The 23,831-nt window shown below is 66.6% G+C and carries 25 protein-coding genes; 12 read left to right on the forward strand and 13 right to left on the reverse strand.

The features are described from left to right. The first annotated feature begins 3 nt into the window (after window positions 1-3). Genes cydB through ACFXP9_RS05020 form a run of 3 tightly spaced genes read left to right on the forward strand, consistent with a single transcriptional unit; the run spans window position 4 to window position 2,471 of the window. Window positions 4-1,158, forward strand: a complete 1,155-nt coding sequence (gene cydB, locus ACFXP9_RS05010) for a cytochrome d ubiquinol oxidase subunit II (RefSeq protein ID WP_397206362.1) — start codon at window positions 4-6, stop codon at window positions 1,156-1,158. A gap of 15 nt (window positions 1,159-1,173) precedes the next feature. Further along, complete coding sequence (cydX, locus tag ACFXP9_RS05015; protein ID WP_397206364.1) at window positions 1,174-1,326, forward strand: cytochrome bd-I oxidase subunit CydX; 153 nt, start codon at window positions 1,174-1,176, stop codon at window positions 1,324-1,326. Window positions 1,327-1,367: 41 nt separating this feature from the next. Then, the gene (locus ACFXP9_RS05020) at window positions 1,368-2,471 is read left to right on the forward strand and encodes a pyridoxal phosphate-dependent aminotransferase (protein WP_397206366.1); all 1,104 of its coding nucleotides are present in this window, start codon (window positions 1,368-1,370) and stop codon (window positions 2,469-2,471) included. Window positions 2,472-2,544: 73 nt separating this feature from the next. On the opposite strand, the gene ACFXP9_RS05025 is transcribed toward ACFXP9_RS05020, so the two are convergent. The 3 genes from ACFXP9_RS05025 to ACFXP9_RS05035 all read right to left on the reverse strand — a co-directional run bounded on the left by ACFXP9_RS05025 (window position 2,545) and on the right by ACFXP9_RS05035 (window position 6,753). After that, window positions 2,545-3,729 (reverse strand): amino acid aminotransferase, encoded by a 1,185-nt coding sequence (locus tag ACFXP9_RS05025; protein WP_397206653.1) that lies wholly within the window; start codon window positions 3,727-3,729, stop codon window positions 2,545-2,547. Then, complete coding sequence (gene sseA / locus ACFXP9_RS05030; protein ID WP_397206368.1) at window positions 3,729-4,583, reverse strand: 3-mercaptopyruvate sulfurtransferase; 855 nt, start codon at window positions 4,581-4,583, stop codon at window positions 3,729-3,731. Before sseA ends, ACFXP9_RS05025 begins: the two co-directional genes overlap by 1 nt. 499 nt (window positions 4,584-5,082) lie before the next feature. After that, entirely contained in the window at window positions 5,083-6,753 is a 1,671-nt protein-coding gene (locus tag ACFXP9_RS05035; RefSeq protein WP_397206370.1) for an NAD+ synthase, read from the reverse strand. Window positions 6,754-6,914: 161 nt separating this feature from the next. Between ACFXP9_RS05035 and ACFXP9_RS05040 the strand changes: the two genes are divergently transcribed. Further along, window positions 6,915-8,369 carry an MORN repeat-containing protein gene (locus tag ACFXP9_RS05040; protein WP_397210028.1) on the forward strand — a complete coding sequence of 485 codons (1,455 nt, stop codon included), beginning with the start codon at window positions 6,915-6,917 and terminating at the stop codon, window positions 8,367-8,369. 646 nt (window positions 8,370-9,015) lie between these two features. Here ACFXP9_RS05040 and ACFXP9_RS05045 read toward each other — a convergent pair. From ACFXP9_RS05045 to ubiA, 3 genes are all read right to left on the reverse strand, one after another. Continuing rightward, a complete protein-coding gene (locus tag ACFXP9_RS05045) occupies window positions 9,016-9,351 on the reverse strand; it encodes a hypothetical protein (protein ID WP_397206374.1) in 336 nt (111 codons plus the stop codon). Window position 9,352: 1 nt separating this feature from the next. Then, window positions 9,353-11,482 (reverse strand): OmpA family protein, encoded by a 2,130-nt coding sequence (locus ACFXP9_RS05050; protein ID WP_397206376.1) that lies wholly within the window; start codon window positions 11,480-11,482, stop codon window positions 9,353-9,355. A gap of 64 nt (window positions 11,483-11,546) precedes the next feature. Then, window positions 11,547-12,518 carry a 4-hydroxybenzoate octaprenyltransferase gene (gene ubiA, locus ACFXP9_RS05055; RefSeq protein WP_397206378.1) on the reverse strand — a complete coding sequence of 324 codons (972 nt, stop codon included), beginning with the start codon at window positions 12,516-12,518 and terminating at the stop codon, window positions 11,547-11,549. Between the two features lie 33 nt (window positions 12,519-12,551). Here ubiA and ACFXP9_RS05060 point away from each other — a divergent pair, with 33 nt between their 5' ends. Together ACFXP9_RS05060 and ACFXP9_RS05065 are read left to right on the forward strand one after the other, a co-directional pair. Continuing rightward, the gene (locus ACFXP9_RS05060; RefSeq protein WP_397206380.1) at window positions 12,552-13,289 is read left to right on the forward strand and encodes a 16S rRNA (uracil(1498)-N(3))-methyltransferase; all 738 of its coding nucleotides are present in this window, start codon (window positions 12,552-12,554) and stop codon (window positions 13,287-13,289) included. Between the two features lie 231 nt (window positions 13,290-13,520). Continuing rightward, complete coding sequence (locus ACFXP9_RS05065) at window positions 13,521-13,715, forward strand: DUF1127 domain-containing protein (RefSeq protein ID WP_397206381.1); 195 nt, start codon at window positions 13,521-13,523, stop codon at window positions 13,713-13,715. Between the two features lie 202 nt (window positions 13,716-13,917). On the opposite strand, the gene ACFXP9_RS05070 is transcribed toward ACFXP9_RS05065, so the two are convergent. The 4 genes from ACFXP9_RS05070 to ACFXP9_RS05085 all read right to left on the reverse strand — a co-directional run bounded on the left by ACFXP9_RS05070 (window position 13,918) and on the right by ACFXP9_RS05085 (window position 16,962). After that, window positions 13,918-14,790 carry a 50S ribosomal protein L11 methyltransferase gene (locus ACFXP9_RS05070; RefSeq protein WP_397206383.1) on the reverse strand — a complete coding sequence of 291 codons (873 nt, stop codon included), beginning with the start codon at window positions 14,788-14,790 and terminating at the stop codon, window positions 13,918-13,920. 3 nt (window positions 14,791-14,793) lie between these two features. Beyond that, entirely contained in the window at window positions 14,794-15,372 is a 579-nt protein-coding gene (msrA, locus tag ACFXP9_RS05075) for a peptide-methionine (S)-S-oxide reductase MsrA (protein WP_397206385.1), read from the reverse strand. A gap of 127 nt (window positions 15,373-15,499) precedes the next feature. Next, the gene (locus ACFXP9_RS05080) at window positions 15,500-16,222 is read right to left on the reverse strand and encodes a GNAT family N-acetyltransferase (RefSeq protein ID WP_397206387.1); all 723 of its coding nucleotides are present in this window, start codon (window positions 16,220-16,222) and stop codon (window positions 15,500-15,502) included. Next, window positions 16,219-16,962 carry a competence/damage-inducible protein A gene (locus ACFXP9_RS05085; RefSeq protein ID WP_397206388.1) on the reverse strand — a complete coding sequence of 248 codons (744 nt, stop codon included), beginning with the start codon at window positions 16,960-16,962 and terminating at the stop codon, window positions 16,219-16,221. Before ACFXP9_RS05085 ends, ACFXP9_RS05080 begins: the two co-directional genes overlap by 4 nt. Window positions 16,963-17,068: 106 nt before the next feature. Between ACFXP9_RS05085 and map the strand changes: the two genes are divergently transcribed. After that, entirely contained in the window at window positions 17,069-17,872 is an 804-nt protein-coding gene (gene map, locus ACFXP9_RS05090; RefSeq protein ID WP_397206390.1) for a type I methionyl aminopeptidase, read from the forward strand. 53 nt (window positions 17,873-17,925) lie between these two features. On the opposite strand, the gene ACFXP9_RS05095 is transcribed toward map, so the two are convergent. Beyond that, window positions 17,926-18,630, reverse strand: coding sequence for a glutathione S-transferase N-terminal domain-containing protein (locus tag ACFXP9_RS05095; protein ID WP_397206392.1), 705 nt, complete (start codon window positions 18,628-18,630; stop codon window positions 17,926-17,928). Window positions 18,631-18,713: 83 nt separating this feature from the next. Here ACFXP9_RS05095 and mscL point away from each other — a divergent pair, with 83 nt between their 5' ends. Then, a complete protein-coding gene (gene mscL / locus ACFXP9_RS05100; RefSeq protein ID WP_397206394.1) occupies window positions 18,714-19,154 on the forward strand; it encodes a large conductance mechanosensitive channel protein MscL in 441 nt (146 codons plus the stop codon). Window positions 19,155-19,309: 155 nt separating this feature from the next. Here the strand turns inward: mscL and ald are convergent, their stop codons facing one another. Then, window positions 19,310-20,422 carry an alanine dehydrogenase gene (ald, locus tag ACFXP9_RS05105; RefSeq protein ID WP_397206396.1) on the reverse strand — a complete coding sequence of 371 codons (1,113 nt, stop codon included), beginning with the start codon at window positions 20,420-20,422 and terminating at the stop codon, window positions 19,310-19,312. Between the two features lie 98 nt (window positions 20,423-20,520). On the opposite strand from ald, the gene ACFXP9_RS05110 reads away from it, so the two are divergent. Further along, on the forward strand, window positions 20,521-21,024 hold the full coding sequence (locus ACFXP9_RS05110) for an Lrp/AsnC family transcriptional regulator (protein WP_397206398.1): 504 nt from the start codon (window positions 20,521-20,523) through the stop codon (window positions 21,022-21,024). Window positions 21,025-21,071: 47 nt separating this feature from the next. Then, entirely contained in the window at window positions 21,072-21,701 is a 630-nt protein-coding gene (locus tag ACFXP9_RS05115; RefSeq protein WP_397206400.1) for a hypothetical protein, read from the forward strand. A gap of 112 nt (window positions 21,702-21,813) precedes the next feature. Here ACFXP9_RS05115 and rpsU read toward each other — a convergent pair whose 3' ends face one another. Continuing rightward, a complete protein-coding gene (gene rpsU, locus ACFXP9_RS05120) occupies window positions 21,814-22,020 on the reverse strand; it encodes a 30S ribosomal protein S21 (protein WP_022705914.1) in 207 nt (68 codons plus the stop codon). A 99-nt stretch (window positions 22,021-22,119) separates the two neighbouring features. On the opposite strand from rpsU, the gene ACFXP9_RS05125 reads away from it, so the two are divergent. After that, on the forward strand, window positions 22,120-22,809 hold the full coding sequence (locus tag ACFXP9_RS05125; RefSeq protein ID WP_397206402.1) for a COQ9 family protein: 690 nt from the start codon (window positions 22,120-22,122) through the stop codon (window positions 22,807-22,809). Beyond that, complete coding sequence (locus ACFXP9_RS05130; protein ID WP_397206404.1) at window positions 22,806-23,804, forward strand: NAD(P)H-quinone oxidoreductase; 999 nt, start codon at window positions 22,806-22,808, stop codon at window positions 23,802-23,804. Before ACFXP9_RS05125 ends, ACFXP9_RS05130 begins: the two co-directional genes overlap by 4 nt. The last annotated feature ends 27 nt before the right edge of the window (window positions 23,805-23,831 follow it).

The raw sequence follows: 23,831 nt of genomic DNA on the forward strand, positions 1-23,831 counted from the left end.
GTCATGATCCTGCATGAACTGATCTCGTTCGATGTCCTGCGCGTCATCTGGTGGCTGCTGCTGGGGGTGTTGCTGATCGCCTTTGCGCTGACCGACGGGTTCGACCTTGGGGTCGGCGCGCTGTTGCCCTTTGTGGCGCGCACCGACCCGGAGCGGCGCCAGACCATCGACACCGTCGCCCCGGTATGGGAAGGTAACCAAGTCTGGTTCATCCTTGGCGGCGGCGCAATCTTTGCCGCCTGGCCCCCGCTTTACGCGGTCAGCTTTTCGGGCTTTTACCTGGCGATGTTCCTGATCCTGTCGGCGCTGATCCTGCGGCCGGTGGCGTTCAAGTTCCGCAGCAAGCGCCCCGATGCGGGCTGGCGGGAACGCTGGGACTGGGTGCTGTGCTATTCTGGGGCGGTGCCGGCGCTGGTCTTTGGCGTCGCGGTGGGCAATGTCCTGCTGGGGGTGCCGTTTCACCTGACCGTGGACCTGATGCCCATCTATGACCAGACCGGCGCGATGAAGCTGCTGGGTCTGTTCCGCCCCTTTGCCGTGCTGTGCGGGGTGGTGTCGCTGGCGCTGCTGCTGGCGCATGGCTGTGCATGGCTGGTGCTGAAGGCCACCGGCCCGGTTCAGGACCGCGCCCGCCGGCTTGGGGTCATCACCGCCGCCGTGGCGCTGGCCGGTTACGCGCTGGCGGGGCTGTGGCTGGCGCTGGGGGTGCGCGGCTTTCATCTGGCCGCCGCCCCGACCCCGGAAGGCCCGTCAAACCCGCTGTTGTCGCAGGTCATCCATGATGGCAGCTGGCTGACCGCCTATGCCGAACGTCCGTGGATCGCGATTGCGCCGGTCATGGCGGTGCTGGGGCTGCTGCTGCTGATGCGCGCGCTGCGCCGCCCGTCCGACCTGTTGCCACTGATGTGGTCGAAACTGGCGATTTTCGGCATGATCTCGTCCGTGGGGCTGACGATGTTTCCGTTCATCCTGCCGTCCAACACCGCGCCGGACAGTTCGCTGACGGTGTGGGACGCCTCGTCCTCGCATCTGACGCTGTTTATCATGCTGGTGGCCAGCATCATCTTTTTACCGCTGATCCTGGCCTATACCGCATGGGTCTATCGCGTGCTGTGGGGCAAGGTCGAAGCCGCCCCCGATGATGGCCACGGCTATTAAGGGAAAGGAAACGCTATGTGGTATTTTGCATGGATGCTGGGTCTGCCGCTGGCGGCGCTGTTTGCGGTGGTCAACGCGATCTGGCTGGAACTGGATCAGGACCGCCGCATCATGGCCGGCGAGGACACGACCCCGACCCAGCCGCCGCTGCGGTCGACCCGGCGCTAAGGCGTCTTGCGCGGGCGGGCGGAATAGGCTTTGTCGGGGCCATGAAGATACCCGATTTCGCCCCCCTGCCCGCTTCGCTGCCAGCCACGGTGCCATTCACCGGGCCGGAAACCCTGCAACGCCGTCGCGGCCAGCCCTTTGTCGCCCGGCTTGGCGCGAATGAAAACGGCTTTGGCCCGTCGCCCGCCGCACTGGCCGCGATGCAGCAGGCCGCGACCGAGGTCTGGAAATACGCCGATCCCGACAGTTATGACCTGCGCCACGCGCTGGCCGCCCATCACGGCATCGCCCCCGAATCGGTGCTGGTGGGCGAGGGGATCGACGGCCTGCTGGGGCTGCTGGTGCGGCTGATGGTGGCGCCGGGCGATGCGGTGGTGACATCGGCGGGGGCCTATCCGACCTTTAACTATCACGTCGCGGGGTTCGGCGGGGTGCTGCATACCGTGCCTTATAACCACGATGCCGAAGACCCCGAGGCCCTGACCGCCAAGGCCGCGCAGGTGGGGGCGCGGCTGGTCTATATCGCCAATCCCGACAACCCGATGGGGTCGTGGCTGGAAGGCCACCGCATCGCCGCCATGCGCGACCGCCTGCCCGAAAACAGCCTGCTGGTGCTGGACGAGGCCTATGCCGAATTCGCCCCGGACGCGGCGCAGGCCCATATTCCGGCAACCGACCCGCGCGTCATTCGCCTGCGCACCTTTTCCAAGGCCTATGGCATGGCGGGGGCGCGGGTGGGATATGCCATCGCCCATCCTGACCTGATCGCCGGGTTCGACCGCATCCGTAACCATTTCGGCCTGAACCTGATCGGTCAGCGCGGCGCGCTGGCGGCGCTGGCCGATCAGGACTGGCTGGGTCACATCCGCGCGCAGGTCGAGGCCGCCCGCAACCGCATCAACGCCATTGCCGCCGATAACGGGCTGGTGGCGCTGCCCTCGGCCACCAATTTCGTCGCGGTCGATTGTGGCGGCGACGGTGCCTTCGCACGGCGCGTGCTGGACGAACTGGAAAAGCGCGACATCTTCGTGCGGATGCCCGGCGTGGCCCCGATGAACCGCTGCATCCGCATCAGTTGTGGCCCCGATGCCGAACTGGACGCGCTGGCCGCCGCTTTGCCCGGCGCGCTGACGGCCGCGCGCTGACCCCAAACGGGCGGCGCAAACGCAAAAGGCCGGGGCGCGATCCCCGGCCTTTGTCATATTGCCAATATCGGCGTCAGATCCCGGCGTCGATAATGGCGCGGGCCAGAACCGGCACGGTTTCGGCGTTCAGACCGGCAATATTCAGCCGCGAATCGCCCACCATATAGATGGCGAAATCGTCCTTCAGCTTTTGCACCTTGTCCGGCGTGGTCCCCAACCGCGAGAACATGCCGCGATGCTGCGCGATGAAATCGAACCGGTCGCTGCCCGACAGGTTGCGCAATTCGCTGGCCAGTTGTTCGCGCAGCTTCAGCATCCCCTGACGCACCTCTTCCAGTTCCGCTTTCCAGTCAGCGGCCAGCGCGGCGTCGTTCAGGATGGTGGCAACGATGCGGGCGCCATGATCGGGCGGGAAGGAATAGGTCTGGCGGTTCAGAAACGCCAGCGACCCCTGCGCCAGATCGCGCGCCGCGCCATCGGCACCCTGCGCGATCAACAGCCCGGTGCGTTCACGATAGATGCCGAAATTCTTGCTGCACGAGGCCGCAATCAGCGTCTCGGGGATGCGGCTGACGATCAGGCGGGTGGCGGCGGCGTCTTCCTCCAGCCCGTCGCCGAAGCCCTGATAGGCAAGGTCGATCAGCGGCATGGCGCCGGTCTGTTCCAGCAGATCCGCGACCTCGGCCCATTGATCCAGCGTCAGGTTGGCACCGGTGGGGTTGTGACAGCAGCCATGCAACAGCACCAGATCGCCCTGTTTCGCCTTGGCGATATCGGCTTTCATCCCCTCGAAATCGACGCCGCGGGTTTCGGCGTCAAAGTAACGGTATTCCGCCAGCGGCAGACCCATGAATTTGATGATCGAGATGTGGTTCGGCCATGTCGGGTTGCTGACATGCACGGTCACATCGGGGTTCGCCATGCGCGCCAGTTCCAGCGCCTGACGCACCGCCCCCGTGCCCCCCACCGTCGCCGCCGAGGCCACGCGCCCCGCATCCAGCGCATCACCCAGGATCAGCCCGGACAGGGCGTCGCGGTAATCGGCCTCGCCGGCCAGCGCGGTATAGGACTTGCTGTCCTGGCTTTCCCAGATCTTCTTTTCCGCTGCCTTGACCGCGCGCATCACCGGGGTATGGCCGGTGGCATCCTTGTAAACCCCGACCCCAAGGTCGATCTTGCCTTGCCGGGTATCGGCGCGGTACTGGCCCATCAGTTCCAGAATCTTGTCGGCGGGCTGCGGCGTCAGGTTGGACAGCATCATGCGTCTCCGGTTGCGATTTTCAGGTCGTTATACATGCCCCATTCCGACCACGAGCCGTCATAGAGCGAATTGTTGCGATGCCCGATCAGGTCCAGCGCCAGAAACAGGCTGGCCGCCGTCACCCCCGACCCGCAGGTGGTGATGACAGGCTGGTCCAGGTCGACCCCGGCCCCCTGAAACGCGGCGCGCAGGGCGTCGGGCGATTTCATCGTGCCATCGGCGTTGTAAAGCTGCCCGAAAGGCAGGTTGCGCGACCCGGGAATATGGCCACAGCGCAACCCCTCGCGCGGTTCGGGAACCTCGCCACGAAAGCGTTCGGCACTGCGGGCGTCAACGATCTGATGATCCCCCAGCTTGGACGCCGCCGCCACCTGCGTGACATCGCGCACCAGCGCGGCCTGCCGCTGAACCGTCATATGCCGGTCGCGGGTGATCGGGGGCATATCCTCGACCGGGCGGCCCTCGGCCTGCCACTTGGCCAGCCCGCCATCCAGAACCGCGACATCGGTCTTGCCCATCAGGCGAAAGGTCCACCACACCCGCGCCGCCGAATGCAGGTCTGAATTGTCATAGATCACCACCTGATGCCCGTCGCCCACACCCATTGCGCGCATCCGGCTGATGAACATCTCGGGCGGGGGGGCCATATGCGGCAGGGTGCTGCGCGGGTCGCTGATGGCGTCGATGTCGAAAAACCGCGCACCCGGAATATGCGCGGCCTCGTATTCGGCGCGCGCGTCGCGACCGCTGCCTGCCATGTGGCAACTGCCGTCGATAATGCGCAGGTCGGGATCGTCCAGATGCGCCGCCAGCCAGTCGGTGGATACCAGCGTTTTCGGATCGTCACTCATGGCGCAGTCCCCCTTGGCCCCGTTTTCACCGCTTTACCCAAGCCCGGCCCGTCGGGCAATGCCCCGCTGCCCTTTCCCCCGGAAAAACCCGGCTTCCGCTTCATCTTGGCACAAATATCCCACGGGGGTGTGGGGGTGTGAAACCCCCACAAAGAACCGCGGGTGTGGGGGTATGAAACCCCCACGGAAAACCGCCCGCCCCTGACGCGGGGCCGACCGCCATTCATGCCGCCGCAACGTAGCCACCTGCCCCGTCCCGGACCGCACAGCGCAGCTTGGCGCGACGAAAGCCGCCGGTCACGCGCCCCCGCAACCGCGCCGCAGGGCTGACGCGCCCTGTTGGGTATTTGACCAACGAAGAAGCGTGGCCGCGCACGCCCCCGGTCATCTGGTCGGGGGGATATGTTCGCAGTTTTGCGGGTATCACCTCCCGCATCAGGTCACCAAAGGCGCCGACTGCCAGACCAAGCCCCCAGCCGCCCGGCACGCAAGCGCGCCCTCAGGGTTCGTCGCGCCAGCGGTTCACCAGCGGGTAACGCCGGTCCAGCCAGAAGGCGCGCGGCGACACGCGCGGTCCCGGTGCCGCCTGATAGCGCTTCCACTCGCTGAAATAGAGCAGCTTTTCCACCTTCTGCACCGTCTCGACATCAAAGCCCTGCGCCACCAGATCGCGGATGCCCAGATCCTTTTCCACCAGCCCCTCAAGGATCGCGTCCAGCACTTCGTAAGGGGGCAGCGAATCCTGATCCTTCTGATCGGGGCGCAGCTCGGCGCTGGGGGGTTTGTCGATGATCTGTTGCGGGATGACCGCGCCTTTGGGGCCGCGCATCCAGTCGCGGTGGTTTTCGTTGCGCCAGCGACAGGTCTGGAACACGCGGGTTTTATACAGATCCTTCAGTGGGTTATACCCCCCCGCCATGTCGCCGTAAATGGTGGCGTAACCCACTGCGACCTCAGATTTATTGCCCGTGGTCAGCAGCATTTCCCCGAACTTGTTGGAAATCGCCATCAGGATCAGGCCGCGCAGGCGGGACTGGATGTTTTCTTCGGTCGTGTCGGGCGTGGTGCCGGCCATCACATCGGCAAGGGCCGCGCCGACGGCGTGACGCGGGGCCTCGATCGGGACCGTGTCCATCCGGCAGCCCAGACGCCGCACCAGTTCCGCCGCATCGTCCAGCGACCCTTGCGAGCTGTATTCCGAAGGCATCCGCACGCAGCGCACGTTTTCCGGCCCCAGCACATCGGCGGCGATCACCGCGACCAGCGCGGAATCAATCCCCCCCGACAACCCCAGCACCACCTTCGAGAAGCCCGATTTGCGCAGATAATCCCCCAGACCCATGCAAATGGCCTGATAATCCTGTTCCCACGCATCGGGCTGACGCGCCATCTGACCGCTGGCGCAACGCCAGCCATCCGGCCTGCGGGTGAAATCCAGATGCGCGATGGCGTCCTTGAACGGGGCCAGCTGGACGACCTTTTCGGCACCGCCATCCGGGCCGGGGTTCAGCACGAAACTGGCCCCGTCATAGACCTGATCGTCCTGCCCGCCGACCATGTTCAGATACACCAGCGGCAGGTCCGATTCGACCACCCGCGCCACCATATGCCCCATCCGCAGGTCCAGCTTTTCGCGGTGATAGGGGCTGCCATTGGGCACCAGCAAGATCTCGGCCCCGGTTTCGGCCAGTGTTTCGGTAACTTCGGGCCACCACGCATCCTCGCAGATCGGACTGCCGATGCGGACCGGGCCGATGGCATAAGGCCCGCTGACCGGGCCGGGATCGAACAGGCGCAATTCGTCGAAAAGCTGCTTGTGCGGCAATTCGTGCTTCAGCACCCGCGCCGCCACCTTGCCGCCCTGCAAGACGAAGTAGGCGTTATACAGCTTGCCCGCTTCGGGCCACGGGCCGCCAATGCCAAGCGCCGGGCCATCCGCGACACGCGCGGCCAGGGCGTTGATGGCGGCAACGCAATCCTCCAGAAAAGCCGGTTTCAGCACCAGATCCTGGGTCTGGTATCCGGTCAGGAACATCTCGGGCAGGGCCACCATCCGGGCCCCGGCGTCACGCCCCTGCTGCCATGCCGCAAAGGCCTTTTCGGCATTTCCCGGCAGATCGCCCACCGTGGCGTTCAACTGCGCGATTGTCAGACGAAACTGATCGGTCATCCACGACCCTCCATTCCTGTTGCCCCGGTTGTAAGCCAGCCCGCGCCCAAGGAAAAGCCGCCGCGCGCCGCGACCAACACCACCTTTGCGCGCCTGCGCCGCATCCGCTAGAACAGGCCGGGACGGGCCGGATGAACCGGCCCCCGAAACGGAGGGCGGGCATGGCGTCGCGGAACTCGATTTGGGCGGTCACGGCCGCGCTGGCGCTGGCACAGGCCGCGACCGCACAGGTCGTGACCAAGCAATATGACGATGGCGGCGTCTATGAAGGCACCTTCCGCAATGGCGTGCAGCACGGGCGCGGCAGCTATGCGCTGCCCAACGGTTATCGCTATGACGGCGACTGGGTCGATGGCCAGATCACCGGACAGGGCACCGCGACCTTCCCAGATGGCAGCACCTATCAGGGCCAGTTCAACGACGGCAAACCCGATGGCACCGGCAAGATCACCTATGCCGATGGCAGCACCTATCAGGGCGACTGGAAGGGCGGCGAGATCACCGGGCAGGGCGTTGCCGAATATGCCAATGGCAGCCGCTATCAGGGCGACTTCGTCAAGGCCATGCATCACGGCAAGGGCCTGCTGACGCAGCCCAACGGCTATCGCTATGACGGCGACTGGGTGAACGGGGCCAAGGAAGGTCAGGGGCGCATCACCTATCCCGATGGCTCGGTCTATCAGGGCGGAATGCTGGCCGGGCTGCGCGCGGGCAAGGGCGTGCTGACCATGCCCGACGGGCTGGTCTATGACGGCGTGTGGGCGGCGGGGCAGATGAACGGCAGCGGCAAGCTGACACAGGCCTCGGGTGACAGCTATGAGGGCCAGATGAAGAACGGCCAGCGCAGCGGCACCGGCCGCGCCACCTATGCCAATGGCGATGTCTATGACGGCCAATTCCGCGCCGACAAACGCCACGGCAAGGGCACGTTCACCGGCAGCGACGGCTATGTCTATACCGGCGACTGGGTCGAGGGCCGGATGGAAGGTCAGGGCCGCATCGCCTATCCCGACGGTTCCACCTATGAGGGCGCGTTGAAAAACGACCTGCCCGACGGCAGCGGCAAGATCACCTATGCCGATGGCTCGGGCTATGACGGCGACTGGAAGGCCGGGGTGATCGCCGGTCAGGGCCGCGCCACCTATGCCAATGGCGTCACCTATCAGGGCGGCTTTGCCGATGCCCGCAACGAAGGCAAAGGGGTGATGACCTATCCCGACGGCTATCGCTACGAAGGGGACTGGCATGACGGCCAGCGCCACGGTCAGGGCGTCGCCACCTATGCCGATGGCACCACCTATGACGGCAGCTTCAGCGACGGCCAGCGCGACGGTCAGGGCGTCCTGACCACGCCGCAGGGCTTCCGCTACGAGGGCGGCTGGTCCGCGGGTGAAATCGACGGCAAGGGCACCGCGCATTATGCCAATGGCGACGTGTATGAAGGCCATTTCAAGGCCGGAAAGCGTCAGGGTCAGGGGGTGATGCGCTATGCCACCGGGCAGGTGGCCAGCGGCGAATGGGACGACAACCGCCTTGAGACCGAGGCCACCCCCCAGACCACCCCCGCAACCAACGCAACCGCCGTCACCCCACCCGCAGACCCCGCCGGACAATAGCCGCTGCAACCCTCCGGCAGGTCACGCGGCACCGGTGGGGGCGCGGGGCCTGCAGGCCTCGCTTCTGTCATAAATACCTGCCGGGACCAGCCCGGTGCGCAACCCTTGCGGCAGGGGCGCGGTCAGGCCACCACGCGCTGAACCCCGCCCCGTCACCGCAGTTGCAGGGCGCCAGCATCGCCATCCAATCCCTGCACCACATGACGCCCCACCGTGACAATCGGGTGGGCTGACAGCCAACTCGCCCCAAGCCGGCCCCGTCGGCGCTGTTAACCAACATAGTCGCGAGCGCTGACGGGCGCATTGGCCCGACCGACAGCCAGCAGCGGTCCCATCGACGCAATCGCGCGGACCAAGATGCCGGATAATCTGGCCTCGGCGTCGTTTACGCCACGCCCCCGCTGACAGCCCCACCCTGTCGCGCGAAAAGCCGCGGATGCGACACCCCACGCCAATGCCTGCCCCACAGCGGCGCGGGCTGACGATGCCGGATCACCCCCGGCCCGTTTCAGGCCCTAACCCCACAGGCAAGGCAGCCCTGCCCGATCAGCGCACAGGCCGGACACCCCGCAAACGCGCGGGCCTGATTGCGCACGCGCATCCCGGTCAGCCCGCGCCCATGGCCACCTGTCACAGATGCGCGGCCTTACCCCTTGCTGCGGGCCAGCTTCTTTTCGATGTAATCGCGCAGTTCCTCAATCTCGGACCGGCTGTCGCGCAGACCGTCCATGGCAATGCGCAACTCTGCCTCGGTCTCGGAAAGCTGGCCGATCAGCTCCGCCTCGCGGGTTTCAAGGTCCATGACCGCCTGATCGCGCGCCTCTTCGGCGTCATGCAGCAGCTGCGCCATGCGGTCCAGTTCGCCCATATCGGCGCGGGTGGGCCGGGTCAGGCGGTGGATCAGCCAACTGGCGAACCAGCCCAGAACGAAGGCCGCGAATAGGATGATCGCCGTGGCGAGGATGAACTGTTCGCGATTCATGTCAATCCTTTGGGCTGGCCGCGCCGGGGGTGGCCGGGCGGGGTTCGGGGCGCGGCGTGTCGGCGCCTGCGGCATGGACCGGCACCTGATCGGGCAGGCCGAACGGCGCGCTGGCATCGGCTTCGGGGCGGGTGATGGCACCACCGGCGGCAATTTGCGGCGGCATCTGTCCGGGCAGCAGCACCGGCGCAAAGGGCACCGCCAGATCGGTCGCCGGGGCAACCTGCGCCGGGGCAGGCACGCGCGGCTGTGCGGGTTCGGCGGTCACGCCCGCGACCACATCGGCGGCGGGCTGTGGCCCGGCCTGCACCGGCATGTCGGACAGCAGGGTAAAGGCGATGCGGCGGTTGGCCTCGCGCCCGGCCTCGGTGTCGTTATCAGCGATGGGCTGGCTTTCGCCATAGCCCGCAGCCCGGATCAGCGCCACCGGGATACCGGCCTTTTCCATCGCCGCGCGCACCGCCAGCGCCCGGTCATGGGACAGTTTCTGGTTGAAATCCTCGGGGCCCTGGGAATCGGTGTGGCCACCGATTTCGATGCGGAAAACGTCGCAATCCGCCATCGCCTTTTCCAGCGCCGCCATCAGCGGTGCGGTATCGCCGGAGATGCGGGCCTTGTTCGGCTCGAACCCAATCTCGGCCCCGGCCATGGCCTTGTTCAGGCGGTCGACGCATTGCGCCCCGTCGGGCAGCCCCATCGCCGGGTCCAGACGCGGGTCATAGCGGATCGCCAGCTGGTAATCGGCCCCCGCCCCCAGCCGCTGTGCCAGCCGCGTCGCCACCTGATCGCTGGCCGTGCGGCTGCCCGAAACACCGGAAATGCGGATCAGCGCCGGGGTCACCTCGATCCCGCCTTCGCGCAGGCCGTCCATCGCCTCAAGCGCGGCAATGATGCGCAGCGTCCAGCCGGGGGGCACGGTGTCATCGACCCGCAGCGCGTCATCGACCTTGCCGAAACGTGTTTGCGCCATGCTGACCACCACGTCGCGCATCCGCGCATCCGGCACCCGCCCGCGCAGTTGCAACAGGTCGTCGCGGCCAATGCGGGCGGTGAATTCGGCTGGTCCGGCAGGGCCTGCGGCCTCGCGTTCGGCCTTCAGGGTAAAGATGGCCGGCAGCGCGGTTTCCAGCCGGGCGGCGACCTCGTCCAGTTGGGCCTGCGCAACGCTGGCCGGGGCCTGCAAGGCCACATCCGCGTCCGAGATCGTGACCGACCCCGCCCCCAGCGCCGCCAGCGCCCGGATCGCGGCCACGGCACCGGTCGCCCATTGCGTCGTCGGCGCCCCAAGCCCGACCGTGCAGACCGGCTGACCCGTCACCCCCGCCTGCGCGGCAGCGGCCAGAATGCGGTCGCGCGCGGCGTCGCTGTCGGCGGAACAGGCATCGAAATGCAGCCCCCCGGCATCCTTGACCAGCCGCAGCGTAAAGGGCGCGATCACCGGGCGCGGGGCGGAAATATCGGTGACCAGCCCGACGCCATCGGGTTTGGCCCGGCGCAGCGCGGCCTCAAGCCGGGCCTTTTGCGCGGCGCTGTCGGTAATGGCGGTGACGGTGACCGACCCGTCCAGGATCGTCACCTTGGCCCGCCGCGCCATCGCCGCCGCGCGTAGCCCGAAATCGAAGGCCGGGGACCAGCGCCGGGGAATAGCATAATCGGCGGCCTCCAGCAGGTCGGTAACCTCGGACGCGCCAGCCTCGCGGCGCAGCCGGTCCAGCACCGCGCGGCGGTCGGTTTCGGCAGGCACCAGCCCGATCAGCGAAATCATGTCATCATTGCGCAGCATCTCGACCCGGAAATCGGGCGGGGCAAGGTATTGGCGCGGGCGCACGGTCATCTCGTCCACGACGCGGGTGGGGTCGATCACCGCCTCGACCCGGTTGCGGGCGCGAAAGCGGGCCACCTCGTCCGGGGCGGTGCCCGACAGCCGCAGCCGCAGCCCGTCGGCCTGAACCTGAACCCAGTCCTGCCCCGATTGCGCCAGCGCCTGCGTGGCATCCTGCGCGGTGCGCTGTTCAATCAGGTTGGCGGCCTGCTGCGCGGCCAGCCAGCACAGACCGCCCGCCCCCGCCAGCACGGCAAGCCGGGCCAGAACCGCGCCGGGCCGGCGCTGCGGGGATGGGGGGTTGCTCATCAGGCGCACCTTTCGGGCGGTTGGGTCGGCTGCGGCACCCGTCAGCGCCACGCGGCACAGCAAATCACAGCAGCCCCGCCACGGCAAGTAACAGCGCCACGATCAGCCCGGCATCGCGGTTCGACCGGAACAGGCGCAGGCAGGCAGCGGTATCAGCGGGGTCGAACTGGCGCAGCTGGTTGAACAGATGCGCCGCGAACCCCGCCACCGCCAGCCCCGCAACCAGCGCCGCCGCCGCATTGCCCGGCGGCACCAGCGCCACCGCCAGCCCCAGCAGCCCCACCGCCAGCACCGCAAACGCCCGCAGGATGCGCGGGCTATGCGCCCCAAACAGCCGCGCGGTGGATTTCACCCCGATCAGGGCGTCATCCTCGGCATCCTGATGGGCATAGATGGTGTCGTAAAACACCGTCCACGCCACGCCCGCCAGATAGGCCAGCACCGGCGCCGCATCCAGCCGCCCCAGATGCGCGGCATAGGCCAGCAGCACACCCCAGTTGAAGGCGATGCCCAGAAACACCTGCGGCCACCAGGTAAAGCGCTTGGCAAAGGGATAGATCGCCACCGGCAGCAGGCTGGCCAGCCCCAGCACCATCGCCGCCGGTCCCAGTGTGACCAGCACCGCCAGCCCGGCCAGCGCCTGCGCCACCAGCCAGCCAAAAGCCCCGCGCAGCCCTACCTGCCCCGAGGGCAGTGGCCGCGACCGCGTCCGCGCCACCTGCGCGTCGATGTCGCGGTCCGTGATGTCATTCCATGTGCAACCGGCACCGCGCATCACAAAGGCGCCGATGGCACAGGCCAGCGCGACCCACAGATCGCGCCATTGCGGCCCGTCGACCATCATCGCCAGCCCCAGCCCCCACCAGCAGGGCAACAGCAAAAGCCACGTCCCGATGGGCCTGTCGGCGCGGCTCATGCGCAGCAGCGGGCGCCATGCGGGCGGGGCGTACAGATCGACCCAGTTCTGCGCCGGGGCATCGGCCACCCGCCCATTCGCGGCGGTTTTCGCGCCCGGCGCGGCGGTGTGATCTGGCATTCCGTCCTTGGCTTGCATATTCTGCGCCCCGCTATGGGAAAAATCCGTCTTTACCTAGATCATCCGCTGTCCGATGGGCAAGCCGTGCCGCTTGGCGCGGCACAGGCGCATTACCTGTCGGGCGTCATGCGCCAGCAACCGGGCGATCTGGTTCAGCTGTTCAACGGCCGCGACGGCGCGTGGTCGGCGCGGATCGACCAGGTCTCGAAACGCGGCGGGGCGCTGACCTGTCTGACACAGGTGGCCCCCCAGCGGATGCCGCCGGATCTGTGGCTGATCTTCGCCCCGATCAAGAAGGCGCGCACCGATTTCATCGTCGAAAAAGCCGCCGAGATGGGCGCCGCGCGCATCCTGCCCGCCATCACCGACCACACCAATGCCGAACGCGTGCGTCAGGACCGGCTTCAGGCCCATGCGGTCGAGGCGGCGGAACAATGCGGCGGCACTTTCGTCCCCGTGGTTGGGGCCGCACAGCCCTTGTCGCGCCTGCTGGACGGCTGGGACCGCAGCCGCCGCATCCTGTGGCCGGACGAGGCCGCAGCCGGGGTCGCGAACTCGCTTGCCGGGCTGCCGCGCGGGCCGTGGGCGATTCTGATCGGTCCCGAAGGTGGGTTTTCAGCGGCGGAACGGCGTTTCCTGTCGGATCAGGATTTCGTGATCCGCGCCAGTCTGGGGCCGCGCATCCTGCGCGCCGACACGGCGGCGGTGGCGGCCATGGCGCTGTGGCAGGCGGCGCTTGGCGACTGGGGCGAACAGCAAAGCGCCGACTGACCCCGCGTCGCGGACAGGTTTCTGTCGCCTTTCTGCGGCGCGGCATAATTTTCTTGCCTTGGGTTTGCTCGTTCACAGTTATGCGCTGTCGTTGACAGACAGGCCGCGCCATGCGTCAGGCGCAACCCAGATCTGCCAAGCTGTTCGTGGCAAATCGCGGTATTTTCCGCTAACATGCACAGCAATTCCGCAATTCGCCCAACAGATGGGCATTTCACAAACAGGTGTATCATGTCGTTTTTCGACAGCTCTCGCGCGGCTGTGCCCGCGTTGCATTTCACATTTCCCGCGCGCGCTTTTGCTGCGCTGCGGCATTGGCAGAAAGCCCGGCAGACGCGGGTTGCGCTGGCGCGGCTCAGCGATCGCGAACTGACCGATATCGGCTTGTCGCGTTGCGATATCGACCGCGTGGCGCGCGAGGTCTGACTGACGCGCCCCCGCAAAAAACCGCCCCGGCCATTGGCTGCGGGCGGTTTTTTCATGCGGCTTAACAGGATCTTAGGGATTTGCGGCCAGTCTGGCCGCTATGAACGTGATTCGGATCAGAATGGGGTGGCGGCATCTGGCCGTCTGGCTGACGGGCCTGTGGCACTGTCTGTCGGCGGTGATCGCTGGCGGGCGCCCGCGATCAGCCGCGGGCCATGGTCAGCGCGCTCCACTCGCCCAGATCGGCACGCCGTTCCAGCGCAAACCCCTGCGATTCATAGGCGGCGATGACCTGCGCCGCCTGCCCGGTCAGAATGCCCGACAGGATCACCTTGCCCCCCGCGGCGGTATAACGCGCCATATCCGCCGCCAGATCGACCAGCGGCTGCATCAGGATATTGGCAAAAATCAGGTCATAAGGCGCGTTGCGTTCCAGCAGCGGGTGGTCAAAACCGGCGGCTTCAACACACTCGACCCGCCCGTCCAGCCCATTGGCCAGAACATTGGCCCGGGCCGTATCCACGGCAACGGGGTCGATGTCGCTGGCCAGCACGATGCCCCCACAGACGCGCGCCGCTGCCATCGCCAGCACAGCCGTGCCACAGCCGATATCTGCCACACGATGCGGGTGCTGGCCCTGACCGATCAGCACCTCCAGCGCCTCAAGGCAGCCTTTGGTGGTATTATGGTGGCCGGTGCCAAAGGCCATCGCGGCCTCGATACACAGGGCTTCCACCCCGTCAGGCACATTTTCGGCATCGTGACTGCCGTGAACGAAGAACCGCCCCGCCTGCACGGGGGTCAGTTCGCGCCGGACATGGGCGACCCAATCGACCTCGGGCAGTTCGCTGATGACGAATGGCTCGGCCCCGTTGGCCGCGGCCAGCAACGCCAGCGCGATCTCATCGGGGTTTTCGGTGAAATACAGCCCCACCTCCCAACGATTGCTGCCATCCTCGATCTCGAACACGCCGCTGCCGACGGGTTCAGGCAGCAGGGTTTCCTCGGCATGGGTGCACAACGCTTCGGCGGCGGCGCGGCCTTGGGCATGGGTCAGGGCGGTCCAGGTGGGCATGGGTCAGATCGGCTCGTGGTTTTCGGGCATGGCGGCCTCTACCCCCGTGCCGCGCAGCCCGCAATAGCCGTCGGGGATCTTGTGCAGATATTGCTGATGCGCCTCATGCGCGGGCCAGAATGGGCCGGCGGGAACGATCTGGGTGGTGATCTTGTCGAACCCGGCCACCGCCAGACGATTGCCAAAGTCGACTTTCGACGCCTCGGCCTCGGCCCGCTGGTGTTCGTTGAAATACATGATCACGCTACGATACTGATCGCCCACATCATTGCCCTGCCGGTTGCCCTGCGTGGGGTTGTGGTTATCCCAGAACAGCTTAAGCAGATGATTATACGACATGATCGAGGGGTCGAAAACGATGCGCACCACCTCGGCATGGCCGGTCTTGCCACCGCAAACCTGATCATAGCTGGGGTTCGCAACCGTCCCGCCAGCAAAGCCAACCTCGGTCGACCAGATGCCCTCCTGCTGCCAGAACAGCCGTTCGACCCCCCAGTAACAGCCCATGCCAAAGATCGCCTGTTCGTGGCCTGCGGGCAGGTCCAGCCCGCCAATGGGACGGTTAAAGATCGCATGTTGCATGGTCGGTTGCTTCCTTTCCTAACCAGATATCGCGCACCCGCTGCGGTTGCCGGGCCTGTGAAGCCGCCGCAAGGCCGATGCACGGTGTCAGCGCAACGCGCCGCGACCCGTCACGGTTTCACAAGCCTTATCCGGCATCCGCACCGCGCCGGAAATAGCGGTATCCCCATTGCTCGACGAAACCAAGATGATCATAAAGTGCCAGCGCCGGGGCGTTCCCGCGCTCAACCGCCAGCACCAGTTGCGCCGCGCCCTGCTGCTGCGCCCATTGCGCCGCCCCGCGCACCATCCAGCGCGCCAGCCCTGCCCGGCGCCATTCCGGCAGCACCGCAAGGGCGTGCAGCATGGCAACCGGCCCATCGGCTGCGACAAAACCCACCCCTGCGGCACGGTCACTGGTCCGCCCCAACAGCGCCGCACGGGGCAGGGTCACGCGATCCATCACCGCCTGCCGGGCCGGGCCGACCTCGTTTTCGGTCCACAGGTCGCGCTGAATTGCCAGGGGCGGCCACAGCGCGAAACAGGTCACGGCCGGGATCTGAACCGCGGCCAGCGGTTCAACCGGCGCGGCCAGCATCACGGTGGGGGAATGGGCTGTGTAACCCCGCGCCGCCAGCGCATCGGCCAGATTGCCGTCACCGTCATCCACCCGGAACAGCGGCATTTGCCCCCAATCCTGATGCGCGGCCTCGACCCGCGCGATCTGGTCAGGCTGCCATGCCCCATCCGCATGGGCCGATGACACACGCCAGCCGCCCCCGGCCCCGCGCCCTGTGCGAAATCCGCCGATCTGGCGGTATTCGGCGGCGGGCCAGCTGGTCTCGAAAATACGGTGCAGCGGGTCGGTCATGTCAGTTTCAGCCTTTCTTTCAGCGCGGCCATCACCGCCGCCACCCGGTCGGCATCAAGGCCGCGCACCACCAGATTGGTGCCGTAGCGACCCTCGCGCATGAACGGGTAGGAACCAAGCGACAAATCCGGGTTTTCCGCCGCAATGGCGGCCAGATCCTCGGCCACGTCAGATTCCCCGCGCGGCACCTCGACCGACAGGCTGTGCGTGGGCCGCCCGGCCTTCAGCCCCGGCATGACCTGGTCGACCATGGCGCGAAACACCTCGGGCACCCCCGCCATCACATAGGTGTGACCGATGGCAAAGCCGGGCGCTGCCGAAACCGGGTTGTCGATCAGCCGCGCCCCCACCGGCACCCGCGCCATGCGCAGGCGGTTTGGCGTCAGCTCCACCCCCAGCCGGTCATAGCGCGCCTGCATCGCCGCTCGCGCCTGCGGGTTTTCCGCCAGCGTGGTGCCAAAGGCCAGCGCCACGGCATCGGCAGTGATGTCATCATGCGTCGGCCCGATTCCGCCGCTGGTGAACAGGTGGTCCCATGCCCCGCCAAGGCTTTTGTCCAGCGCGCGGATGGCGGCGACAATGGCGTCCTGATCATCGGACACAACGCGGATTTCGCGCAGGTCGAACCCCCGGTCGGTCAGGATTCCAGCCAGATAATGGGCGTTCCCTTCGCGGGTGCGCCCCGAGAGGATCTCGTCACCGATGACAAGGATCGCGGCGGTCGGGTTGTCGGAATGCATGGCGTTGCCCCTCGTGCAGCTTGTGACAACAGGGTTACCCCCGTCCGGGGGGCTGGAACAAGTGGGCATGGGGGGCTATCTCTCGGGAATCAGGAAAGGAAACACGATGACCGATGGCCGAGTGACGAAAGAAGGTATCCGCATCCACGGGGCCGGGGACTTTGCCGGAATGCACAAGGCCGGGGCTTTGGCGGCGCAGATCCTTGACGAGGTCGGCCCATTGGTCCAGCCCGGCACCACCACCGGGGCGTTGGACGATTTCATTCGCAACCGGGTCGAGGAATCGGGCGCAACCAGTGCCACCATCGGCTATCACGGCTATCAGCACGCCAGCTGCATCAGCGTCAACCACGTCGTCTGCCACGGCATTCCCGGCGACAAGGTGCTGAAAGACGGCGATATTCTGAACATCGACGTGACCGTCATCGTCGATGGCTGGTATGGCGACACCAGCCGCATGTATGTCGCCGGCAAACCCAGCGTAAAGGCCAAACGTCTGATCCAGGTCACCCACGACGCCCTGATGAAAGGGATCGAGGTCGTCCGCCCCGGCGCCACCTTCGGCGATATCGGCCATGCCATTCAGGAATATGCCGAAGGTCACCGCATGTCGGTCGTGCGCGATTTCTGCGGTCACGGGCTGGGGCGCGTCTTTCACGCCCCGCCCAATGTGCTGCATTTCGGGCGTCCCGGCAAGGGCCCGGTGCTTGAGGAAGGGATGTTCTTCACCATCGAACCGATGATCAATCTGGGCCGCCCCGAAACCAAGGTGCTGGCCGATGAATGGACCGCCGTGACCCGCGACAAGTCGCTGTCGGCCCAGTTCGAACATTCGCTTGGCGTCACCGCCACCGGGGTCGAGGTCTTTACCCCCTCGGCCAGGGGGCTGTTCTTCCCGACCCTCGACTGACGACCCGGCGGCGCAGGCACCGGGCCGGCCCGTCCAAGCCCCGGCGCCCCTGTTCAGGCGGCGGCACCCACCACCAGCCCGCGCTGCACCGCTGGCCGTGCCAGCCAGCGCGCCTGCCAGTCAGCGACACGGGGGAAATCGTCCAGCCCGACAAGCTGTGCCGCATCATAGCCGCTGCGCAGGTTGCGCACCCAGCCGCCGCAGGCAATATCGGCAATGCTGTAATCGCCACAGATCCAGTCGCGTCCCTGCAATTGCCGGTCCAGCACCGTCAGCAGACGCCGCACCTCGGCCACGAAACGGTCGCGGGGGCGCTTATCCTCGATCTCGGCGCCCTTGAAGCGGTGGAACCAGCCCAACTGACCAAAGATCGGCCCGACCCCGCCCATCTGCCACATCAGCCATTGCAGCACCTCGTAACGCGCCGCACCACCGGCGGGCAGGAACCGCCCGGCCTTGTCGGCCAGATAGATCAGGATCGCCCCCGATTCCCACAAGCCCATCGGCTGACCACCCGGCCCATCCGGGTCCAGGATGGCGGGGATCTTGTTATTGGGCGCCAGCGACAGGAATTCGGGTGTCATCTGGTCAGCGACGACATCGGAAATATCCACCCGATGCGCGTCATAGGGCAGGTTCAGTTCCTCAAGCAGGATCGAGACCTTGACCCCGTTCGGCGTCGGCAGGGTGTAAAGCTGGATGACATCGGGGCGCCGGGGCGGCCAGCGGCGGGTAATGGGGAAAGCGGACAGATGCACGGATGGGCAACCTTTTTCAGCATTGGTGCCGCAATTAACCTGTGTTAACAATGCAGCATCGACATACTCAGAAGAGTAATCTCATGCTTAAAGAGTTCAAGGACTTCATCGCCCGCGGCAATGTCATGGACATGGCCGTCGGCATCATCATCGGCGCGGCGTTCACGGCCATCGTGACCTCGCTGGTCGGTGACATCATCAACCCCATTATCGGCCTGATCACCGGCGGCACCGATTTCAGCGACCACTATGTCGTGATGAAGGGCAGCGTCCCCGAAGGCGCCACCCTGCAACAGGCCCGTGACGCCGGTGCCGCGGTCTTTGCCTGGGGCGCTTTTGCCTCGGCGATCATCAACTTCCTGATCATCGCCTTCGTGGTCTTCCTGCTGGTCAAGGGCGTCAATCGCATCAAGGATGCCGCCACCCGCAAGGAAGAGGCCGCGCCCGCCACCCCCGCCGGTCCCACGCAAGAGGAACTGCTGGCACAGATCCGCGACCTTCTGGCGACCCGTCCGGGCCTCTGATCGCGCCGCACCAACGCAAAAGGCCCGCCGCTGCGCGGGCCTTTTTCATGCCGCACCTGCTTCATGCCGCCCCCGCCTCGCTTCTGTTCCAAATACCTCGGGGTGAAGGGCCGCAGGCCCAAGGGGCAGCGCCCCTCTGGACCTGCTTTCCACCGTCACAACAGGGTATCTGGCGCGACCGCGTCAATCCCCAGCGCCGCCCCGACCGGAGCCGAGGCCAGCACCCCCTCATGCACCGCCAGCCCGGCCATCAGATGCGCATCCTCGCGCATGGCCTGCCGCCAGCCCTTATCCGCCAGCGCCAGCATCAGCGGCATGGTCGCATTCGACAGCGCCTGGGTCGCGCTGCGCGCCACCGCGCCGGGCATATTGGCGACGCAGTAATGCACCACGCCATCCACCTGATAGATCGGGTCTTGATGCGTGGTCGCGCGCGAGGTCTCGAAACAGCCGCCCTGATCAATCGCGACATCGACCACCACCGACCCGGCGGGCATGGTCGACAATTGCGCCTGCGTCACCAGCTTTGGCGCGGCGGCACCGGGGATCAGCACCGCGCCGATCACCATATCGGCGGTGGTGATCACCTCGGCCACGGCGGCCTGACTGGCGAATCGCGTCGTCAGCCGGCCCATGAACACATCGTCCAGATAGGACATGCGCGGGATCGACCGGTCCAGCACGGTAACATTCGCCCCCATGCCCACGGCCACCCGCGCCGCTGCGGTGCCGACCACGCCGCCGCCGATCACCACGACATTGGCGGGCTGCACGCCGGGCACGCCGCCCATCAGCACCCCACGCCCGCCATTGGCCTTTTGCAGCGCCCATGACCCCACCTGCGGCGCCAGCCGGCCCGCGACCTCGGACATGGGGGCCAGCAGCGGCAGACCCCCGCGCGCATCGGTCACCGTCTCATAGGCCACCGCCGTCACCCCCGATGCCAACAGATCGCGGGTCTGGTCGGGGTCGGGCGCCAGATGCAGATAGGTGAACAAAAGCTGCCCCCGGCGCAGCATGGCGCGTTCGGCGCTTTGCGGTTCCTTGACCTTCACGATCATCTCTGAATCCGCAAAGACCGCCGCGGCATCGGGCGCGATCTGCGCCCCGGCGGCGGTATAGGCGTCATCAGTGAAACCCGCGCCCTCGCCAGCGCCGGCCTGAACGATGACCTGATGACCATGGGCCACGGCTTCGCGGGCGGCATCCGGGGTCAGGCCGACGCGGTATTCCTGGGGTTTGACCTCGGTCGGGCATCCGATTTTCATCTGAACTCTCCTGTTGGTTATGGTGTTTTCCAATCCGTGCCAGAGGTTTTGCGCAAAGTGTTGCCTAAACCGCCCCGCCGCGTCCATATTTCAGCAAGATGCTTCGAAAATCACCGCCACAGACGAAAGGAACCTGTGCCCTGCCCCAGATCGACGCAACCGATCGCCGCATTCTGGCCGTTCTGCAAAAGGATGGCCGCATCAGCAATGCCGATCTGTCCGCCCGCATCCACCTGTCGGCCAGCGCCACCCACCGCCGGGTCGAACGGCTGGAGCGCGAAGGCTTCATCCGCGCCTATGTCGCCCTGCTGGACCCGCGCCGCATTGCCCGCCCGATCACGGTTTTCGTGGAAATCACCCTGTCGCGACAGGCTGAAGAGCTGCTGGACAGCTTTGAACGCGCGGTGCGTGCCATCCCCGATGTAATGGAATGCCACCTGATGGCCGGGACGGCCGATTATCTGCTGAAGGTCGTGGCCGAGGATGCCGAGGATTTCGCCCGCATCCACCGCCAGCATCTGGCACGCCTGCCCGGCGTGGCGCAGATGCAGTCCAGCTTTGCTCTCAAAACCGTGTTCAGCACCACGGCGCTTCCGGTTTGACCTGCCGCCTGGGGCGGGCAATCCTGTTCCCAGAAAAGGAGATCCCGATGAAACATCTGCTTGTGACGTCTTTCATCCTGATGGCCCCCGCCCTGGCGCAGGCCGGACCGGTCCTGACCGGCATGTACAGCTATGGCCCCGAAGTCAGCAGCTTTCAGCCCTGCGGCAGCGACAAGGTGCTGTGGCTGGATGGCGAGGGCGAGGCGATGACCCTGCTTCAGGAAAATGCGCAGGCGGTTTCGGTCGGCTCGGACACGCCCTACAGCCCGATCTGGGTGGCGATCTCGGCCGATCAGGCCGAAGCCGTGGGCGAATTTTCCAAGGATTACGACGGGGTTCTGGAACTGACCGCGCTGCATAATCTGGCATGGAAAGTCGACCCGCAGGCCTGCCCGCAGCCCGCCAAAGCCGAAGCGACCGGTGCCCCCGCAACCGATGCCGCCGCTGCTGGCACACCCGCAACCGATGCCGCCGCTGCTGGCACACCCACGACCGGCACGGCACCCACCCCGGCGCAGGCATCGCCTGACAGCGCCGCAGACGCCGCACAGAATGGCGCGGCGACCGCCCCGGCTGAGGCACCCGCCGAATCGCCTGCCGAATCGCCCGCCGATGCTGCGCCGTCCGACACCGCGGACAAACCCGACACCGCGCCCACCGAACCGGCGGCCAACTGACCCCCAAACCCGCTGGCCCGGTGATTATCATTGCAAAAGAAAAACCCCCGCACCGGCGGGGGTTTTTCAAAAAGACTGCTGTCGCGCGTCAGAAACGGCGCCTTCGCGCAGCTTAAAGCGCGCCTTCGCGCTGTGCCTTTTTACGGGCCAGCTTGCGGGCGCGGCGCACGGCCTCGGCCTTTTCACGGGCCTTCTTGACCGACGGTTTCTCGAAATGCTGCCGCAGCTTCATTTCCCGAAACACACCTTCACGCTGAAGCTTTTTCTTCAGGGCGCGGAGGGCCTGTTCGACGTTATTGTCGCGAACGTTCACCTGCATGTGGTTGTCACCACCTTCCTAAGTTAGAGTTGCAGTTGGGTGCAGGAAGCGTCCACATAGCAACCCGAACCGCTTTTGTCCAGAACCAGGGGGGAAATCATGTCCGACGACCGCGATGCGCTGCTTGAGGCGGCACTGGTCCACGCCGCTTTCGATGGCATGAACGATACCGCGCTGCGGGCGGGGGCGCGCGATCTGGGCCTGTCGCAGGCGGCCATTGACGCGCATTTCCCGCGCGGCGGGGCCGATCTGGCGGCGGCCTATCACCGCCGCGCCGATGCCGCGCTGCGCGCCGATCTGGCCGTCAACCCGCCGCAGGGCCGGTTTCGTGACAAGGTGGCCGAGGCCGTCTGGCGCAGGCTGACGCTGGTCGACCCCGATCTGGTGCGCGCAGGCGCGGCGGTGCTGTCGCTGCCGCTGAACCAGCCGCTGGCGGCGCGGCTTGTGTGGGAAACCGCCGATGCAATCTGGGACGGGCTTGGCGATGCCTCGGATGACGTGAACTGGTATACCAAACGCGCCACCCTGTCGGCGGTGATCAGCAGCAGCGTGCTGTATTGGCTTGGCGACGGGTCCGATGACCGCCGCGACAGCCGCGACTTTATCGAACGCCGGATCGACGGTGTGATGCGGTTTGAAAAGCTCAAGGCCGCGGCGCGCAAGCTGCCGGGCGTCAGCGCCCTGACCGGGCTTGCCACCGGCTGGGTCCGCGCCCCGCGCGACACCGCCACCCCCGGCGCCACCACCGCCGCACCTGCCACCCAGACCGCGAAAGGCCCCGACGCATGACCGACACCACCACCCCGCCACAGATGCGCGCGATCGAGATCACCCAGCCCGGCGGGCCCGATGTTCTGCGCGAAGCCACCCGCCCCACCCCCGCACCCGGCCATGACGAGGTGCTGATCCGGCTGGCCTGTGCCGGGGTGAACCGCCCCGACTGCCTGCAACGCGCCGGGGCCTATGCGCCGCCGCCCGGCGCCAGCGACCTGCCCGGCCTTGAAGGCGCCGGCACCATCGTCGCGACCGGTGCCGGGGTGACGCGCTGGCAGCCCGGCGATCAGGTCTGCGCGCTGCTGCCCGGTGGCGGCTATGCCGAATATGTCACCTGCCCCGCCGATCACGCCCTGCCCATCCCGCGCGGGCTGTCGATGGCCCAGGCGGCGGCGCTGTGCGAAACCGCGTTTACCGTCTGGTCGAACGTGGTCATGCGCGGCGGCTTGCAGGCGGGCGAACGGTTTCTGGTTCATGGCGGGTCGTCCGGCATCGGCACCATGGCCATCCAGATCGCCCGCGCCCTTGGCGCCCGCGTCTGGGCCACGGCGGGCAGCGCGGAAAAATGCGCCGCCTGCACGGCGCTTGGGGCCACGGCGATCAATTACCGCGACAGCGCCTTCGAGGACATCCTTCAGGCGCAGGGCGGTGCCGACCTGATCCTTGACATGGTCGGGGGCGATTACATCAAACGCAACCTGAAAGCGCTGGCCGATGACGGGCGGCTGGTGATGATCGCCTTTCTTGGCGGACCCAAGGCCCAGATCAACTTTGCCCCGGTGATGACGCGACGGCTGACCATCACCGGCTCGACCCTGCGCCCGCAAAGCGACGCCGCCAAGGCCGCGATCGCCCGTCAGTTGCACAGCCACCTCTGGCCGCTGATCGAGGCCGGGGCGATCAGGGTGCTGATCGACAGCGAATACGACCTGTCACAGGCCGCGCAGGCCCACCGTCACATGGAAAGCAGCCAGCATATCGGCAAGATCGTGCTGAACATCGCCCCCTGAACCGGCCTTCCGCGCCGCCCCTTGCCA

This window comes from Paracoccus jiaweipingae, from assembly GCF_044335505.1.
Taxonomy (GTDB): Bacteria; Pseudomonadota; Alphaproteobacteria; order Rhodobacterales; family Rhodobacteraceae; genus Paracoccus.